The organism is Runella salmonicolor, assembly GCF_024158025.1.
In the GTDB taxonomy this organism is placed as follows: domain Bacteria; phylum Bacteroidota; class Bacteroidia; order Cytophagales; family Spirosomataceae; genus Runella; species Runella salmonicolor.
The window spans coordinates 111187-127823 of record NZ_JAMZEL010000009.1; the positions used below are offsets into that span (position 1 = coordinate 111187).

A 16637-nucleotide genomic window follows, 5' to 3' on the forward strand; every position below is an offset into this window, starting at 1 on the left:
AGGTTCGTTTTGAATCACTTCATTCATTAAAAAGGGTAGTCTCAAAAGTCTGAGACTACCCTTTTTGTTTGGGAAAACTCCCTTTTAAATTGCTTTAAAAGGGAGAAGAATATTTCAATTCACAGCTTCGTGCACTGGTTGCTTTTGGGTGTCGTCAGGAAAAATAAAGGGGGTAGATTTCTTGACCTTCTCGGGCAATAGGGCAATGGCCAGAACTTCATCCACGTTTTCAACGTAGTGGAATTTTAGCGTTTTTACGTAATTTCCATTGATTTCTTCCACATCCTTACGGTTTTTGTGGCACATGATGATTTCGGTCACTCCTGCGCGCGCGGCCGCCAAAATCTTTTCTTTGATTCCACCCACTGGCAACACCTTGCCCCGAAGCGTAATCTCCCCCGTCATAGCGAGTTGAGGTTTCACCCGACGTTGGGTAAAAATAGAAGCAATGGACGTCAGCATCGTAATCCCCGCCGAAGGCCCGTCTTTCGGCACTGCCCCTGCTGGAATGTGAATGTGTAAATCGTAGTGGTTAAACACCCGATAATCAATGTCTAAGGCATCGGAATGCGCTTTGAGGTAGGAGAGGGCCGTGATAGCCGACTCTTTCATTACATCGCCCAATTGTCCCGAAAGGGTCAACCCACCCTTGCCACGGCTTAAGCTAGATTCGATAAAGAGAATTTCGCCACCCACGGAGGTCCACGCCAAGCCTGTTACCACACCCGCAGTGTCGTTGTCTTGGTACAAATCCTTGTCAAAAATCTCGGCACCCAGCAGCTTTTCTACGTGCTCTGCTTTGATTGGTTTGGGATATTCTTCTTCCAAAGCAATGGATTTTGCCACCTTACGAACCAAGGCGCCGATTTTTTGCTCCAAATTCCGAACCCCTGATTCGCGGGTATAATGCTCAATGATTTTAATGATGGCCTTGTCTTCCACGCTAAATGCCTTGGTTTCCAAGCCGTGGTCTTTGCGTTGTTTTGGAACAAGATATTTCTTGGCAATTTGCAATTTTTCTTCTACCGTATAACCCGTCAACTCGATGATTTCCATGCGGTCGCGCAGGGCGGGGTGAATGGTTTCGAGGGAGTTGGCCGTGGCGACAAACAATACCTTCGAAAGGTCGTATTCAACCTCTAAGTAGTTGTCAGCGAAAGCATTATTTTGTTCAGGGTCAAGTACTTCGAGCAACGCCGACGCTGGGTCTCCTCTAAAGTCTGAACCCACTTTATCAATTTCGTCGAGAATAAAAACGGGGTTGGACGAGCCCGATTTTTTGATGTTTTGGATAACCTTTCCGGGCATGGCCCCGATGTAGGTTTTACGGTGTCCGCGAATTTCGGCTTCATCGTGCAAACCGCCCAATGCCATCCGAATATACTTGCGTCCGAGTGCTTTAGCCACAGATTTTCCTAGGGAGGTCTTTCCAACCCCGGGAGGGCCGTAAAGGCACAGAATAGGTGCTTTTAGGCTGTTCTTTAACTTCAAAACGGCGAGGTATTCGATGATACGCTCTTTTACTTTTTCGAGCCCAAAGTGGTCGGCGTCCAGTACCTTTTGGGCGCGTTTAAGGTCAAAATTGTCCTTCGTAAACTCTCCCCACGGCAAGTCTACCATCAACTCTAAGTAATTGAGCGTGACGGGGTAGTCGGGAGCCATTGGGTTGATACGCTGTAGTTTTTGAGATTCTTTCTCAAAATGTTTTTTGACCGATTCGGGCCATTTTTTCTTGGCGGCTCGGAGGCGAATATCTTCCAACTCCCGCTCGGGTGTTTCCATACCAAGCTCGTCTTGTAATACTTTTATTTGTTGCCGTAAGAAATAATCACGTTGTTGTTGGTCAATGTCAGAACTCGCCTTCGACTGAATGTCACGTTTGAGTTCAAGCATCTGGATTTCGCGCATCATCAATTCCAGCAATTTGGTGGCTTGCTCCGGAATCGTTGGTTTTTCGAGCAAATCCTGCTTATCCGAAACCTCGGCGTTGAGATTGGAAGACAGAAAGTGCGTCAAAAAAGTGGGACTTTCGATGTTGTCGAGCGCAATGCGGGCCTCTTGCGGAATATCGGGGTTGAGTCTTAAGATTTTATGGGCCGAATCGCGGAGTGTTTGAATAAGCGCTTTGGATTCTTTCTTGTTTTGATTGGGGAAAAAATCTTCAATGGCGCTTACTTTCGCAATCATGTAAGGGTCTTCGCGGACGTAATCTTTGACGCGAAAACGTTGACGTCCCTGCAAAATAATGGTAGTATTTCCATCGGGCAGGGTAATCATCTTGATGATGTAGCCCATGGTGCCGATGCCAAACAAATCGCTGCTGGTGGGCTCGGCTTTGTCTTGGTTTTGCTGTGCAATGACGCCAATGATGCGGTCGCCTTTGTAGGCTTTCTTTACTAATCGAATAGATTTCTGCCGCCCAACGGTGACAGGAATGACCATTCCGGGAAACAATACTGTGTTGCGCAGGGGTAAAATTGGCAACTCTTCTGGCATTTCGATGGGCTCATCATCACCGTCTGGGCTGCCAAGCGGTAAGATTTCAAGACTGTCTAAATCAGACTCGGCTAACATTAATCGTGTATATAATTCGTTTGGGTCGAGATTCATAGGGCAGGCTGTCAATTTGACAGTAAAGTTTGGAAAATTAAATATATGAAAATTTCTTGTAAAGAAAGGAGATGCTTCCCGCGATAAGTTAAAATGAATGAATATCTCTAGGAAGGAAGAAATATAGATTGATAGTCCGGGAGTTGGGTGGCTCTGAATAGAGTGGAATAACGCTCAATTTGTTGTAATAAGATTGGTGAAAGACTAATGTTATAAAAGATGACAAAGGTAAGCATTACTTTCTAAAAATGGGCGCTTCTCCCAAAAAGTGCAAAACTGCGAACCTTTGAATTGATTTTCATATCTTTTATCAGAAAAAATCATGCCACTCCTTTAAGGTATGAGTGTATAACAATAGCTTTAGAATTTGGCTGTTAAGTATGGAGCAAAATAATCTCTAAAGTCTTACTAACGACAGGAGAGTTAGTAGGTGTTAAAAAAACAAAAGCCCTCAAGGTGAATGAGGGCTTTTGGGTAAAACTGCATCGGGAAATGATGATTGATTACATCATGCCGCCCATACCGCCGCCGTGTCCGTGGCCACCTGCGCCCGCACCAGCATTTTCTTCTGGTTCGTCGGCGATAACACATTCGGTAGTCAACAACAGACCTGCGATTGAGGCTGCGTTTTCCAAAGCCAAACGAGTTACTTTCTTGGGGTCAATGATACCAGCTGCGAAAAGGTCTTCGTAGGTGTCATTTTTAGCGTTGTAGCCAAATCCACCCTTGATTTCTTTCACTTTGTTGATAACTACTGAAGCTTCACCACCAGCGTTGGCTACGATGGTACGAAGCGGAGATTCCAACGCCTGACGGATGATGTTGATACCCGTAGTTTCGTCTTCGTTGATACCTTGTAGGTTATCCAATGCATCGATGGCACGGATAAGGGCTACACCACCACCTGTTACGATACCTTCTTCGATGGCAGCGCGAGTTGCGTGGAGGGCGTCATCAACGCGGTCTTTTTTCTCTTTCATTTCAACTTCAGTAGCAGCACCGATGTAAAGAATCGCTACCCCGCCTGACAATTTAGCCAAACGCTCTTGCAATTTCTCGCGGTCGTAATCTGAAGTTGTATTTTCGATTTGTGATTTGATTTGGTTTACGCGCGCTTTGATTTGCTCAGCATCGCCCGAACCGTTCACAATCGTGGTATTATCTTTGTCAATGATGATTTTTTCGCAGTGGCCCAAGTACTGAAGATCAGCGTTTTCCAATTTGAAACCGCGCTCTTCGGCGATTACAGTACCACCCGTCAGGATAGCGATGTCTTCCAACATAGCCTTACGACGGTCGCCGAAGCCTGGAGCTTTAACGGCACATACTTTCAATGCACCACGGATTTTGTTCACAACCAAAGTAGCCAAGGCTTCGCCGTCAACATCTTCAGCGATGATCAACAACGGACGACCTGTTTGTGCTACGCCTTCCAATACAGGAAGCAATTCTTTCATTGAGGAAACTTTCTTTTCAGAAATCAAGATGAAAGGTTTCTCCATTTCGGCTTCCATTTTCTCCGCATTGGTCACGAAGTATGGAGAAAGATAACCACGGTCAAACTGCATACCTTCTACCGTTTTAACTTCGGTTTCGGTTCCGCGTGCTTCTTCTACCGTAATTACGCCTTCAGTACCTACTTTTTTCATGGCGTCAGCAATCATTTTACCGATTTCTTCGTCATGGTTGGCAGAAATAGTGGCCACCTGAGCGATTTTGTTGAAATCATCGCCTACGCTTTCAGCTTGTTCAGCAAGATTGGCAGTTACGGCCAAAACCGCTTTGTCGATACCGCGTTTCAAATCCATTGGATTTGCGCCAGCAGCTACGTTTTTAGAACCGATAGTGTAGATAGCTTGTGCCAATACAGTAGCGGTAGTAGTACCATCACCAGCAGCATCAGCGGTTTTTGAAGCAACTTCTTTCACGAGTTGAGCACCCATGTTTTCCATTGCATCTTTCAATTCAATTTCTTTCGCTACCGTTACACCGTCTTTGGTGATGGCTGGTGAACCGAATTTTTTGTCAATAATAACGTTACGGCCTTTAGGTCCAAGCGTTACCTTAACGGCGTTGGCAAGGGTGTCTACGCCTTTTTTAATTTTGTCACGTGCTTCGATATCGAAAAATATTTTCTTAGCCATGTCTTGTAAATAAGTTTATTGTTAATGGTTGATTTGTTATTAGTTAGCTGTAATGAGTTATCTGGAGATGAATACCATTCGGTTAAACAGATAACCATTAACGTCTAACTTAGATAATCGCAAAAATGTCAGATTCGCGCATGATGAGGTATTCTTGACCTTCTACGGTAATTTCAGTACCTGCATATTTGCCGTAAAGAATTGTATCGCCTACTTTAACGGAAAGGGGCTCATCTTTTTTGCCAGGACCTACTGCCACTACCGTACCACGTTGGGGCTTCTCCTTTGCAGTGTCGGGGATAATGATACCAAAAGCGGTTTTCTCTTCGGCAGGGGCGGCTTGTACTAGCACGCGATCTGCCAACGGCTTAACATTTACTTTTTCTGCAACTGCTGACATAGTTATCAGGGGTTTTAATTGGTTTAAAATTTATAGAACTTATTAATAAGTTTTTCGTGGGCAAAGGTATCATTTTCTATGCCAGCACCTAATTAGCACAATTCTCTGCCATTTTTGCAGTTTTTTGGGGTTTTAAAGGGTAAAGTCTGTCATGTTCGGAATAATCATTGGCAGTATATAACTTTTTGTTGTTGTTTATTTGGCAGTATTTGTTTTTTTGCTAAATTGGATTTTGATTTGAGTTGCTAAATTGTAGTGCTGAGTATTTAGAAAAATACACTCTTCTCAGGACTTTTTATTTAGTGCTCACAACTTGTTACTGATTTATCAATATTAAAAAGAATGTATATGGCAACCTTAACGACAGATTGGCTTACCGACGGATGGATTGATTTTGAATATAAAAAATATTTGTTATTGGCTTATTTACAGGGGGTTAAAGGTAATTTTAGCCAAGCTAGACTTTTTCCTGATTTGCCCGATGTCCAGACCCACTTTGAAACTGCCTCACAACTTAAAAACACCAAAAGTGAAATCGTTGCTTCTTTTCCTAAAGCAGTAACTGGGGTAGATCTTAAAAAAAAGCGATTTGTCTACGAAAAATTTCAGGAAAATCAGCAACTCTCCGAAATTGACAGTATTTTAGAGTATTCTCTGCCACTTTTTCAGCAAACGCTGACACAGGGACGAAGCCAATATGCCGACATCGAAGCACAGTTGACGTTTGCCCCCGTGGGGATTGTGCCGTTGCATTTGAAAGAAGGGTATCTTTTTCTGTACCGTGCCCGCCGCCATGAAACGGACATATTTCACTATCAAATTCGGCTTTTTGAGCACCGTGAACAAAGGGGGGTGCAAACGACCTACCTCGAAACCGTGCGTAAAAGTATTTCAACAACCTTTGAAAATCTCAAACTGACGCTTATCAAAAAACGACGTGAACTGCCAAACCCCGCCACCTATCTCATTGAATCTCCCGCCGACTATCCTGTGCAGGAAACTTTGTTGCCAATTGCCAAACAGTTGATTGTTAAACACGTAGCTTAGAGGTATTCTGAAAAATAGCGATTAAATAAAACGACCCCGCAGGCACTGCCTGCGGGGTCGTTCTGTAAATGAAGTACTGCCATAAAAGTATACAAACTTGATGGAGAGTGACCTTAATTTAGTGGGTGTTGAGTCGTGTTTTTCGAAAGTAGATTGTGCTTCATACGGCGGCTAAGTGGGAGGGTATAACCTGCAATTTCTACGATGTTTTTTTCAAGGTTTATTTTTTTTATGAATTTCTTATTAACCAAAAAACTACGATGGACTTGCAGAAAACGATTGGTCGGTAGTTGCAATTTAAGCTGAGTTAATGATTTTTTGAAGGCATACCGACGTGCTGCGGTTTGTATAAATATGTAATTATGCTCAACCTCTATATAAATGATGTCTTTGATGGCAATAAATTCACTGCGTGAATTTCCCTGAATGAATTTTGGCTCTTGGATGGGGTCTTGTGCCAATATTTTAATGATACTGTCGAGGGTATGGATGTGAAATGGTTTGACCAAATATAATGTTAAAGGGTGGCTCACAGCTGCCACTTTTTGATATATTTCTGATGAATCATGATGGGTCAATAAAATAACCGGAAGGTTTTGGAAGGCGTGTTCTTCAGCAAGTTTTAATCCATTCTGTGGCCCCTCCAATGGAATGTCAATAATCACTAATTCGACGTCGGTGAGGCTCACAAAATCAAGGGCATTTTGGTAGCTATTAAGTTGGCCTACAATGGTATACCCAAGCATCGATAATGATTGTTCTAATTGTACACCATAACTCGGATTGTTTGTGATAAGGAGTATATTTTGTATGCCCATTGAGAGTGAGTTTAGGTGCTTAGACGAAATATTGAATTTTTAATAGTGAGACCAAAATATATACTTGAAGTAACTTTTTTACAAAAGAAATCAATGAATTGTACTTCGTAGAATATAAAAAGTCCTTTTTGGTCGATTATATGTGAAAATTGTGCATAATCTTAGAGGAGAGTAGCTTTTTGAAAATATATACAAAAAGGTTGAAATGCGTGATTGTTGTCTAATAAATATGTCTTTTTCTTGAGGGTTTTTATTCTTTGTAGGGTTGTTTGTACCCCTTAATCAACCGATTGTATCCCAAAGGGTGTTAAAATTTTGGATGTATAATTTTTGTCTTTAGACTTGATAGCTATATCTATTTCTTGAGTTGTAGGTTAGCAATCAGTATTCATCTAATAACTACCATCAATGTGTACTTATGAATGATTTAAGTCAAAACCTAACAGATGACTCCCTTCAAATGAATATTTACTTGAATGTGGGTTATATAGATAAAGTTTTACCGTTCCTGTTAAGTAATCAGATTGCGTTTACACTATCGGGAACCGAAGCCCCGCCAAGTTGGGGCAAAGCGCATTTGTCGGAGCTAAGTCCTATTGACGGGGTCTATCACAAATACATTGTGGAAGGAGTAGAAAAAATACCACCGAAAATGGAGGAGATTGCCGCGGAAATAGGGTTAAGTATTGCCCAGTTCAAGAAGCTCTTTAAAGCTCGTTTTGGTAAACCTTTTTATCGGGTCTACATGGAATATAAAATGGAATACGCCGCTGGCTTGTTGCGCGAAGGTCAAACCGCTAGTTCAGTCTCTGAGCGTGTGGGTTATACGCAACCTATTAAGTTCAATAAAATGTTTCAGAAGTTTTATGGGACAACCCCTTTTAAGTACCGCAAAAGTCAGGCTTGATATTTTATTTTCTAGCCCTCTATCCACTCTTTAAAGGAAGAGGCTTTCTCTCGGCTGACCAGTATTTCCTGCAGAGGTTCGGGGTGTAGGTCGAGTTTGAGCTTTCCGTTGAAGTAAGAGTGTATTTTTTTGACGGCCGAAAGGGCCGCAATAAACTGTCGATTGAGGCGAAAAAAATGACTAGGGTCGAGCATTTTTTCTAGTTCTTCGAGGGTATAATCTATCAAAAATTGTCGATTGTCATTGCAAATCAAGCAGACCATTTCGTTGGCCGTAAAAAAATAAGCGATTTCGTGTCGGTGAATAGGGACAAATTGCTCATGTTGTTTGACCAAAAAACGGTTTTTGTACTTTCGACCTGCCGACGGAAGAATATCAAGTAAAGACTGAATTTTGTGGCCGTAGTCTTGGTGAGCGTTTGCGCCCGTGAGCGCGCGGTATTTTTCAATGGCCGCGCTGAGTTCTTGGGGTTTTATGGGTTTAAGTAAATAGTCTATGCTCTTGACTTTGAAGGCTTTAATGGCGTATTCGTCGTACGAAGTGGTGAAAATAATGGGGCTATTGATGGGTATTTCGTCAAATATCACAAAACTCAGACCATCGGAAAGCTGAATGTCGGAGAAAATCAAATCGGGTGCCTCATGGCTAGAAAACCATCGTTTGGCGGCTTCAATACTTTCCAATACCTCCAACACCTCAATGCTGCTGTCGGTTTTTTGAATCATTTTGGTCAGGCGCTCAGCAGCAGGGTATTCGTCTTCGATGATTAGGGCCTTCATGGAAGCAAGGGTATACGTACGGTAAAATTCCATTCACTTTTATGAATCTCAACTTGTTGGTCGGTGAGCAAACGATACCGGTTGATGATGTTTTGCAGTCCTACTTTAGTTGATTTTTCAAATGTCTTTTTCTCCTGTAAATTGTTGGCAACACTTAGATAGTTATTTTCCTGTAAAATCTTAATAGTGAGAGGATTCTCTTTTGAAATAATGTTGTGTTTGATGGCGTTTTCGAGCAACATCTGAAGGCTCAATGGTGCCACTTGTTTTTGGTAGGCGGCCTCGTCGACTTGCGCTTCTACCAGCAGGTTTTCCCGAAAACGTGTTTTGTTGAGGTAAATATACGCGTCCAAAAAAGCCATTTCCTCTTCTAGCGTGACCGTTGATTTTTCCCTGCTCACTAGCACATACCGGTACACATCCGAGAGCTGGTCGAGGTATTTTTGGGCGGGGGCGTTTTCGTCATCGATGAGCGCGGCCAACGTATTCATGCTGTTGAAAAGGAAATGGGGGTCAAGCTGATTTTTGAGTGCTTCGAGCTGGGATTGAACATTCTCGCGGGCGAGGGATTCCGTTTTTTTAACATTTTGCTGCCACGCTTGAAAGAAAAATACGCTTTCGTAAATAAGCGTCACTACCAAGGTGGGAATGAGGCTGATTCGGAAACCGATTAAAAAAGGCGTTCGCTCTTCCCAGCCAAGTAATTGATTACAAAAAAAATAATCCACAATGATGGTAGTCAAAAGAGTATACGAAATACTAGCAATGGTTTGATAGACAAGTCGTTGGGTAGTTTGATTGTATTGTGGAAAAAACTGCCGCGATTTAATGAAAATGTACCGATTGCCTTCCCAAAGCAAAAAAGTATTGAGAAAGCAGGTGCTGAGCCAATGAAATATTCCATTCATATCCCCCGCCAAAAACACGTCGCTGTGGGTGATAAGGGGAATCATCAGGCTGAGTAGCGGGATACCAATGAGCCTCGCTTTGCGGTCGTTGAGTACGACAGTTTCCATAAACGACTATTTTTTATCAAAGATACAAACTTTTTTCTTCCCCAAATTGCTGGGCGAATTCTTCGGGAGAAGTACGCGGTTTGCCCAAGTCTACCCAGGTTTTTTGCGCGTAAAATGCCTCGTTGGTTTGTTCATAAAAGCCAAATAACTCAGCCAAGTGGCTCATTTTAGGCGAGAAAATTCCCATCAATTTGACCATCCAAAGGGGCAGTACCTGCATTTTTAGCCGTGGGTTGAAGGAAGTTTTCAGCCGTTCAAAGACCTGTTTGTAATTCATTTTTTCGGGCCCCTGCACGGCATAATGCGTATCAAATGCCTGTGGATTTCCGATGGCTTCGATGACTTGTACGGCATAATCTTCGGAGTTGATCCAGTAAAAATCGACGGGCTTACCTATCCATTGAAAATTGTCTTTTTTAATGGCCCAAAATAGGCTATCCAAAAACCATGTGGGATGAAAAATGGTGAATGGGATGTTTGATTGCTCAATAAAACGATGCCCCTGCCGCCTAATTTTATTCTGTAAAATATCTTTGTGGTGCTCAATAAACGGATACGCCCCCAAAGCACTTATTTTTAGAATATGCTGAATACCATTGAGTTGACAGGCTGTTACGATATTCTGAATGCCTTCTCGCTCGGCATAAAACGCTTGATTGGGCAGCACCTCATCGGCACTGAGGTTGATGTAGACGTAATCAATCCCCTTAAACGCCTGCGTAAGACTTGATGAGTCTGCAACATCCCCCTGCACCAATGCGACCGAATCGGGTAGCATTTTTTTTGCTTTTTCAATATTTCTCACAACGGCCCGTACTTGATAGCCGTGCCAAAGTAGTTGCCGAATTACGGGTTGTGCCAAGCGCCCCGTAGCGCCGACAATGGCAATTGTTTTTTTAGCGCTCATGGTTGTATGATTGGTAGCCATTCCAAGACTTCAATGCTTGGAATGGCTAGTTTAAAATTAGAATGTCAAACGATAAAAAGGAATCGGGAGGAAGCCTTGCTGATAGGCCGTGCCAATCCGATTGGTACGGGGATTATAGGCTTGTTGGAATATGTTTTGGCTATTGGTAAAGTTTTGTAAATCAATGGCAATCTCGTGCGTGGCGTGCTTACGATTGAGTTTGTAGCCAATTTTAAGGTCGGTACGGAAGTAGCCGTTTTGCTGTTGTAAAAACGCCCGCTCATCATTATAAATCGTGGTTTGGGCGTCGGCCGAAGCGCCTAGGTTGATGGGGCGCACGTAGCGTCCTCCAGCGGTGGTGAGTTTCCAATTGATGCTTAACGAGCTGTTCTGTCCCAATGGTATCTCCTTTCCTGCCAGCGCATTCAGTACGTAATGGCCGTTGAAAGGTGTATTGCGCTCGATACCGTCGCTGCCTTTGTATTTTGAATCAAACAACGACCCCGTCAGCAAGAAATAATAATTGTTGGAAAAATATTTTTCGAGGGTGATTTCTACGCCGTAGTTACGGCCCGTGCCTTTGTTGACCAAATTGCCTTGGTCAATGGGCGCAAAATCAGCCCCTTCTATCAATACCGAATAAAAGCCTGGCGTACTTTGCACTGGCACATCAAACAGTGATTGATAATAGGTCTCTACTTTTAAACGAATGTTTTCGGAGAGATTTCGTTCGTATCCCAATACAATATGATGGCTCCGCGTAAAACCTAAGTCCTTGTTGGATAGGTTATAACCCCCATTTGGGTTGGGAGATTGGTAGAAATACAGCAGGAGTGGCTGGAGGTTGCTGTGTAGGCCGTAGGCCAAATTCAGCGTGCTACGCTCATTGAGCACATAACTCAAACCCAGACGCGGCTCCACGGCGTTTTTATTGTTGAGTTCATAGTGCAAACCCGTCAAACCCGCATTTAAGGTTAGATTTTGGCTGAAACGGTGTTTCCACTGGATATATGCCTGAGAGAGCATGGTCTCTCCTTGGGTATTTCTTCGCGAAATTACCGCTGGATAAAGTGCTCGGTTGAGCAAATCAAAGCGATTCAAATCGACGATGAAACCGCCCGATAGTTTATTTTTGGCGTTGATTTTATGGTTTACAGAGGCATTAACAGAGAGCTTTTCGTTGGTAAACAGCGCTTCTTCGTTCTGAATTTCTTGCAAAACTTCTTTGACGCCCGCCTTATAAAGTACGGTATCTCCCTTGAAATTCTGGGTGGAGCGCGAACCTGAAAGTGTGATTTTACCGTAGGTTTTGTCCGAAAAACGGTGTTCGTACGACAGCGCCGCTACGCTTGATTCGAAATTGACGCGGGTGTTGTTGTTTTCGTCGCCGTAGGCGTCGCCTTTTTCAGTATCTACGTCTTTGCCCAAAAACGTGACGTTGCTTTTACCGCCGATGGTCCAAAAACTTAGGTTTCCTTTCTTGCCAACTGGAATATCGGTTTTAAACGTAAAGTCTTGATAATAAGGGGTTCCTGCTATTTCAAATCCAATGTTGGACATTAACCCAAAAAGCGAGTAACGATAATTGACCAAATACGATGCCTTTGATTTCTTGCTGTAAGGGCCTTCTGCGCCGACCTCCACGCCGTTGAAGCCGATTTGGGTAAGAAATTCGTGTTTCTCGTCGTTGCCTTTGCGTAGTCGTAAATCAAAGACTGAGCCGAGCGCGTTTGCGTATTCGGCGGGAAATGCCCCTGTTAGAAAATCAGATTTTGCCAACAAATTGGTATTCAACATCGAAACTGGCCCGCCTGAAGTCCCCAACGACCCGAAGTGATTGGGGTTGGGAATATTGACGCCATCGAGCCGCCAGAGCAGCGACGCGGGGGAATTGCCGCGCACCACAATGTCGTTGCGGGCGTCGTTGGCACCACTTACACCCGCAAAATTGGCCGCCATACGCGAGGGGTCGCCGAGGCTACCTGCGTATTTGAGGGTTTCGGCAGGACTAAACGGTCGCGCACTCACGGTGGCCATTTCGTTGTTGGCGACTTTGTTGTCTTCGCTGCGTTTATAGCTTACGGTTACCTCGTTGAGTTTCGTAAAACTCTCCGTCATGGGGAAATCCAAAACGACTTCTTTGCCCGCGTTCACGATGATGTCTTTGGCGAAGATGTCTTCGTACCCGATGAAGGTGACTTTCAGCGCGATGCGGCCAGTAGATACGCCCGGCAAACGAAAATTGCCGTCGGTATCGGTGGTTGTGCCGTTGAGGGGAGTGCTTCCCACTACCACCACCGTAGCGCCCACTACGGGCGCTTTTGAGGCAGCATCGGTAATCTTGCCGCGTACGGTTTGCGTAGCTGATGACTGTGCAAGCGAAGTGTAAGGGAGAAAAAGGGCTGTTAATAGGCTGAGGGCCATCAAAAGAGAATGAATAGTTGTTTTCATGACTTGTTTGTGGTTGTTTTCATTTCAAAATTCACACAAACAAGTCGGTTGAAAAACCCAAACGGGGGCGAAACGTAGGGAAACGGGGTTGAAGCAGAAATCAGACGGGGGTGAAACGGGAGCGTTTTATCAGGAATTACTTCTTGGGAAGCACCAAAGCTTCTACCCGATGAATGCCCGAATACACATTAAAACGCCCATCTCGCGCAAAACCGATGAGGGTTTGACCGAAACGCTCGGCGGTTTCGATAGCCAAACTAGAAGGGGCACCTACTGCCACCACTACAGGGATATTTAGCGCCAATGCCTTGTGTAACAACTCAAAACAAGCGCGACCGCTCAGTACTAAAATGTGCTGATTGAAAGGGAGTGATTGATTCATCAAGGCTTTGCCTGCTATTTTGTCCACGGCATTGTGCCGCCCAACGTCTTCGGCCGAAAGCACAAGATTGCCTTCCCAATCAAATAGCCCAGCGGCATGAATGCCGCCCGTTTCGTCAAAAAGTGATTGATATTCAGTGAGTTTTTGGGGCAACGACGCAATCAATTCGGGCGACAAGGGCGGAAGATTCTCCGCAAAGTGCAGATTTTCGTAGGTGTAGCCCAAGGAATCCAGCGAGGATTTTCCGCAAACCCCGCAGCTGGAAGTAGCGTAAAAATTGCGTTGGAGTTTTTCCAACTCAGGCCGCACGTCGGGTTTAAAGTGAACGGTGACGGTATTTTCGAGTCCAATCGTTACTTTGTCTAACTGATTTTCCAGCAACATTCCTTCTGTAAACATAAAACCCACCGCCAACGCTTGGTCATCGCCCGGGGTGCGCATGGTAATCGAAAGCGGGCGTTCGCCCCATTTATCATTGGAATCCCGAAATCGGATGCGAATTTCCACAGGCTCTTCCATCACAACGGTGTCGGCCACATAATGGGTGCCTGCGCGATTTGACCGCCATATCATTACATCTTTGGTGCTCATAGGTGTGGGATTACATTTAAAGTTTTGCGGTTTATCACTTTGCAGTTTTGCAGTTTTTTATCACTCTGTCATTTTGTAATTTTTCATTTTTCTGTTTTACGGTTTTTCATTTTTCTGTTCTAACCGTTTCAATTTCAAGGATGAGCCGCAACCCATACTTCTCCATCCTCAAAAAACTCTTTTTTCCAAATGGGAACGGTTTCCTTGAGGGTATCTATTGCAAACTGACAGGCTTCAAAAGCGGCGTTTCGGTGGGCACAGGCAACGGCAATAACAACGGGGATTTCGCCGATGTCTAATACACCCACGCGGTGGTGAATGGAAATCTTTAACACTGGCCAACGACGAACGGCCTCTTCCGCAATTTTTTTCATTTCTTTGACCGCCATCGGGGCGTAAGCTTCAAATTCTAAACGTAATACGCGCTTGCCTTTGGTGTGATTGCGTACCGTACCCACAAACGTTACAATTCCGCCTGCTTCGTCGGACAAAACATAGTCAAAACAAGTTTGGGTGGATAACGTTGTATCTAACAATTGAATATCAATCATAAGGAGGTAAAAAATAGATGATGGTCAAAAATAGTTACTTCATCCTAAAAAATGGCCGTTTCCCACAAATCTACTTCCATTATACACTTTTTAGGTCGGTATTTTGTTACAAACTGAAACCCATTCTCACAGATATATGAATCGACTCCCAGCCATCCTTATCACCATTGGCATTTTCTTTTTGTTGGATTATTACGTTTTCCAAGCCGTCCGCACCCTCACCCGCGACAGTTCTGCCGACACGCGCCGCCTCATTCACGGCATTTATTGGGCCATTCCTGCCGTCAGTTTAGTCGTTTGGATTGTGACCCAATTTCTGGTTCCGCCCGATTCCCTCAGTCGCATGACGCGTCAATTCATCTGGACTGCTTTATTGATTCCCTATTTCGCCAAATTCTTTGCCCTGTTTATTCTTTTGATTGACGATGTCATTCGGTTTGGCAAATGGGTGACGGGCTTCTTTACCAACGGTTCGTCCAGCGACCAATCGCCCACGTCGGCTCCCCAAGCCGACGCGATTCCCCGTTCGGAATTTTTGATGAAAACGGCCTTGGCCGTGGCGGGCACAACAATGGCAGGGTTTACCTACGGCATTATTTCGGGGGCGCATGATTACCGCATTCGTCGGGTACGCATCCCCGTCAAAAATCTTCCCAAGGCGTTTGAAGGTATCAAAATTGGTCAGCTTTCGGATATTCATTCGGGCAGTTTTTTCAATAAAACAGCCGTAAAAGGAGGTGTTGAAATGCTCATGGCTGAGAAACCCGATTTGTTTTTCTTTACCGGCGATTTGGTCAACAATACCGCCGATGAAGTGAAGGATTACATTGATATTTTCAAAAAAATCAAAGCCCCCTTGGGGACATTCTCGGTCTTGGGAAACCACGATTACGGTGATTATTACCAATGGACAAGCGCTGAAGCCAAGCACCGAAACCTTCAGGACTTGAAGGAAGCCCACCGCCTGATGGGCTGGGATTTGCTTTTGGACGAGCACCGCGCCATCAAAGTTGGCAATGAGCAAATCGGCCTTTTGGGGATTCAAAACTGGGGCATGGGCGGTTTTGCCAAATATGGTAACCTTAAAAATGCCTACGCAAATACCGAAGATTTTCCCGTAAAATTATTACTTTCACATGACCCAAGCCATTGGAACGGACAGGTGACGCCGACTTATAAAGACATTGACGTGGCCTTTGCTGGGCACACCCACGGAATGCAGTTTGGCGTCGAAATCGGTGGTTTTCAGTGGAGCCCAGTGCAATATCGTTATAAGCAATGGGGCGGTTTGTATACCGAAGGCGACCAACATTTGTACGTAAATCGCGGGTTTGGTTATATTGGTTATCCTGGGCGGGTGGGGATTCTGCCCGAAATTACGGTCGTAGAATTAGTGAAAGCCTAAAAAGTACCGCATGAATATCATCAATAACGTTGAACGTCACCGTTTTGAAGCAGAAGTTGACGGAGAAATGGCCTTTGTAGAATATCAATGGAAACAAGGTACGATTTACATTCTTCATACTTTTGTTCCGCACGCATTGCGTGGTAGGGGATTAGCCGCTCAATTGGCCGTGTTTGTCCTTGATACCATCAGAAAAGAGCAATGGCCTGTAAAAATCTATTGTCCTTTTTTTAAAAAATACATTCAGGAACATCCTGAATACCAAGATTTAGCGCACCTTTAAACATACTCAACATGCAAGCCTACGACACACTTTCTGAGACCATGGAGGCCCTTCGTCAAGAAGGCTATGTAGAAGATTTTAACCTGAGAGAAGATTGTCTGGAATGTCGTGAAGGACAATTCAAAGTGTTTGCCGATGAGTTTAAAATTGATGAGTTTTTTCGATTTGAAGGCCCAACCGACCCCGCCGATGAGGCGGTTTTGTACGCCATCTCGTCCGAAAATCACCAAATAAAAGGACTTTTGGTGAGTGGTTATGGTATGTACACTGAGGGCGTTACCAACGATTTATTGGCAAAGCTTCAGTTTGATAAATAATTCATTTCAAGTTTTTTACGTGAATAACC

At 44.1% G+C, this 16637-nt stretch carries 15 protein-coding genes; 5 read left to right on the forward strand and 10 right to left on the reverse strand.

Translation table 11 applies throughout. The annotated features are described in order from the left end of the window. Nucleotides 1-114: 114 nt before the first annotated feature. From lon to NCI00_RS19820, 3 genes are all read right to left on the reverse strand, one after another. On the reverse strand, nt 115-2610 hold the full coding sequence (lon, locus tag NCI00_RS19810) for an endopeptidase La (protein ID WP_253530452.1): 2496 nt from the start codon (nt 2608-2610) through the stop codon (nt 115-117). A 503-nt stretch (nt 2611-3113) separates the two neighbouring features. Continuing rightward, the gene (gene groL / locus NCI00_RS19815; RefSeq protein ID WP_114065967.1) at nt 3114-4754 is read right to left on the reverse strand and encodes a chaperonin GroEL; all 1641 of its coding nucleotides are present in this window, start codon (nt 4752-4754) and stop codon (nt 3114-3116) included. A 109-nt stretch (nt 4755-4863) separates the two neighbouring features. Next, the gene (locus tag NCI00_RS19820) at nt 4864-5154 is read right to left on the reverse strand and encodes a co-chaperone GroES (RefSeq protein ID WP_114065966.1); all 291 of its coding nucleotides are present in this window, start codon (nt 5152-5154) and stop codon (nt 4864-4866) included. A 348-nt stretch (nt 5155-5502) separates the two neighbouring features. Here NCI00_RS19820 and NCI00_RS19825 point away from each other — a divergent pair, with 348 nt between their 5' ends. Then, nucleotides 5503-6201, forward strand: a complete 699-nt coding sequence (locus NCI00_RS19825; protein WP_253530455.1) for a hypothetical protein — start codon at nt 5503-5505, stop codon at nt 6199-6201. Between the two features lie 113 nt (nt 6202-6314). Here NCI00_RS19825 and NCI00_RS19830 read toward each other — a convergent pair whose 3' ends face one another. After that, complete coding sequence (locus tag NCI00_RS19830) at nt 6315-7019, reverse strand: LytR/AlgR family response regulator transcription factor (protein WP_253530457.1); 705 nt, start codon at nt 7017-7019, stop codon at nt 6315-6317. Between the two features lie 418 nt (nt 7020-7437). Here NCI00_RS19830 and NCI00_RS19835 point away from each other — a divergent pair, with 418 nt between their 5' ends. After that, nucleotides 7438-7926, forward strand: a complete 489-nt coding sequence (locus NCI00_RS19835; protein ID WP_253530459.1) for a helix-turn-helix domain-containing protein — start codon at nt 7438-7440, stop codon at nt 7924-7926. An 11-nt stretch (nt 7927-7937) separates the two neighbouring features. Here the strand turns inward: NCI00_RS19835 and NCI00_RS19840 are convergent, their stop codons facing one another. From NCI00_RS19840 to NCI00_RS19865, 6 genes are all read right to left on the reverse strand, one after another. Next, a complete protein-coding gene (locus tag NCI00_RS19840; protein WP_253530462.1) occupies nt 7938-8705 on the reverse strand; it encodes a LytR/AlgR family response regulator transcription factor in 768 nt (255 codons plus the stop codon). After that, complete coding sequence (locus tag NCI00_RS19845; RefSeq protein ID WP_253530465.1) at nt 8702-9721, reverse strand: sensor histidine kinase; 1020 nt, start codon at nt 9719-9721, stop codon at nt 8702-8704. The genes NCI00_RS19840 and NCI00_RS19845 overlap by 4 nt, the downstream gene beginning before the upstream one ends. Before the next feature lie 16 nt (nt 9722-9737). Beyond that, complete coding sequence (locus tag NCI00_RS19850; RefSeq protein ID WP_253530468.1) at nt 9738-10628, reverse strand: SDR family oxidoreductase; 891 nt, start codon at nt 10626-10628, stop codon at nt 9738-9740. Nucleotides 10629-10685: 57 nt separating this feature from the next. Then, the gene (locus NCI00_RS19855) at nt 10686-13079 is read right to left on the reverse strand and encodes a carboxypeptidase regulatory-like domain-containing protein (RefSeq protein ID WP_253530470.1); all 2394 of its coding nucleotides are present in this window, start codon (nt 13077-13079) and stop codon (nt 10686-10688) included. Nucleotides 13080-13215: 136 nt separating this feature from the next. Beyond that, complete coding sequence (fdhD, locus tag NCI00_RS19860; protein WP_253530472.1) at nt 13216-14052, reverse strand: formate dehydrogenase accessory sulfurtransferase FdhD; 837 nt, start codon at nt 14050-14052, stop codon at nt 13216-13218. Between the two features lie 134 nt (nt 14053-14186). Next, nucleotides 14187-14603, reverse strand: a complete 417-nt coding sequence (locus NCI00_RS19865; protein WP_253530473.1) for a molybdenum cofactor biosynthesis protein MoaE — start codon at nt 14601-14603, stop codon at nt 14187-14189. A 136-nt stretch (nt 14604-14739) separates the two neighbouring features. On the opposite strand from NCI00_RS19865, the gene NCI00_RS19870 reads away from it, so the two are divergent. From NCI00_RS19870 to NCI00_RS19880, 3 genes are read left to right on the forward strand one after another with little or no spacing between them, the layout of a single operon-like run. Next, nucleotides 14740-16008 (forward strand): metallophosphoesterase, encoded by a 1269-nt coding sequence (locus tag NCI00_RS19870; RefSeq protein WP_253530474.1) that lies wholly within the window; start codon nt 14740-14742, stop codon nt 16006-16008. A 10-nt stretch (nt 16009-16018) separates the two neighbouring features. After that, entirely contained in the window at nt 16019-16291 is a 273-nt protein-coding gene (locus NCI00_RS19875; RefSeq protein ID WP_253530475.1) for a GNAT family N-acetyltransferase, read from the forward strand. A gap of 11 nt (nt 16292-16302) precedes the next feature. Further along, nucleotides 16303-16608 (forward strand): phosphoribosylpyrophosphate synthetase, encoded by a 306-nt coding sequence (locus NCI00_RS19880; RefSeq protein ID WP_166558979.1) that lies wholly within the window; start codon nt 16303-16305, stop codon nt 16606-16608. Nucleotides 16609-16637: the final 29 nt, after the last annotated feature.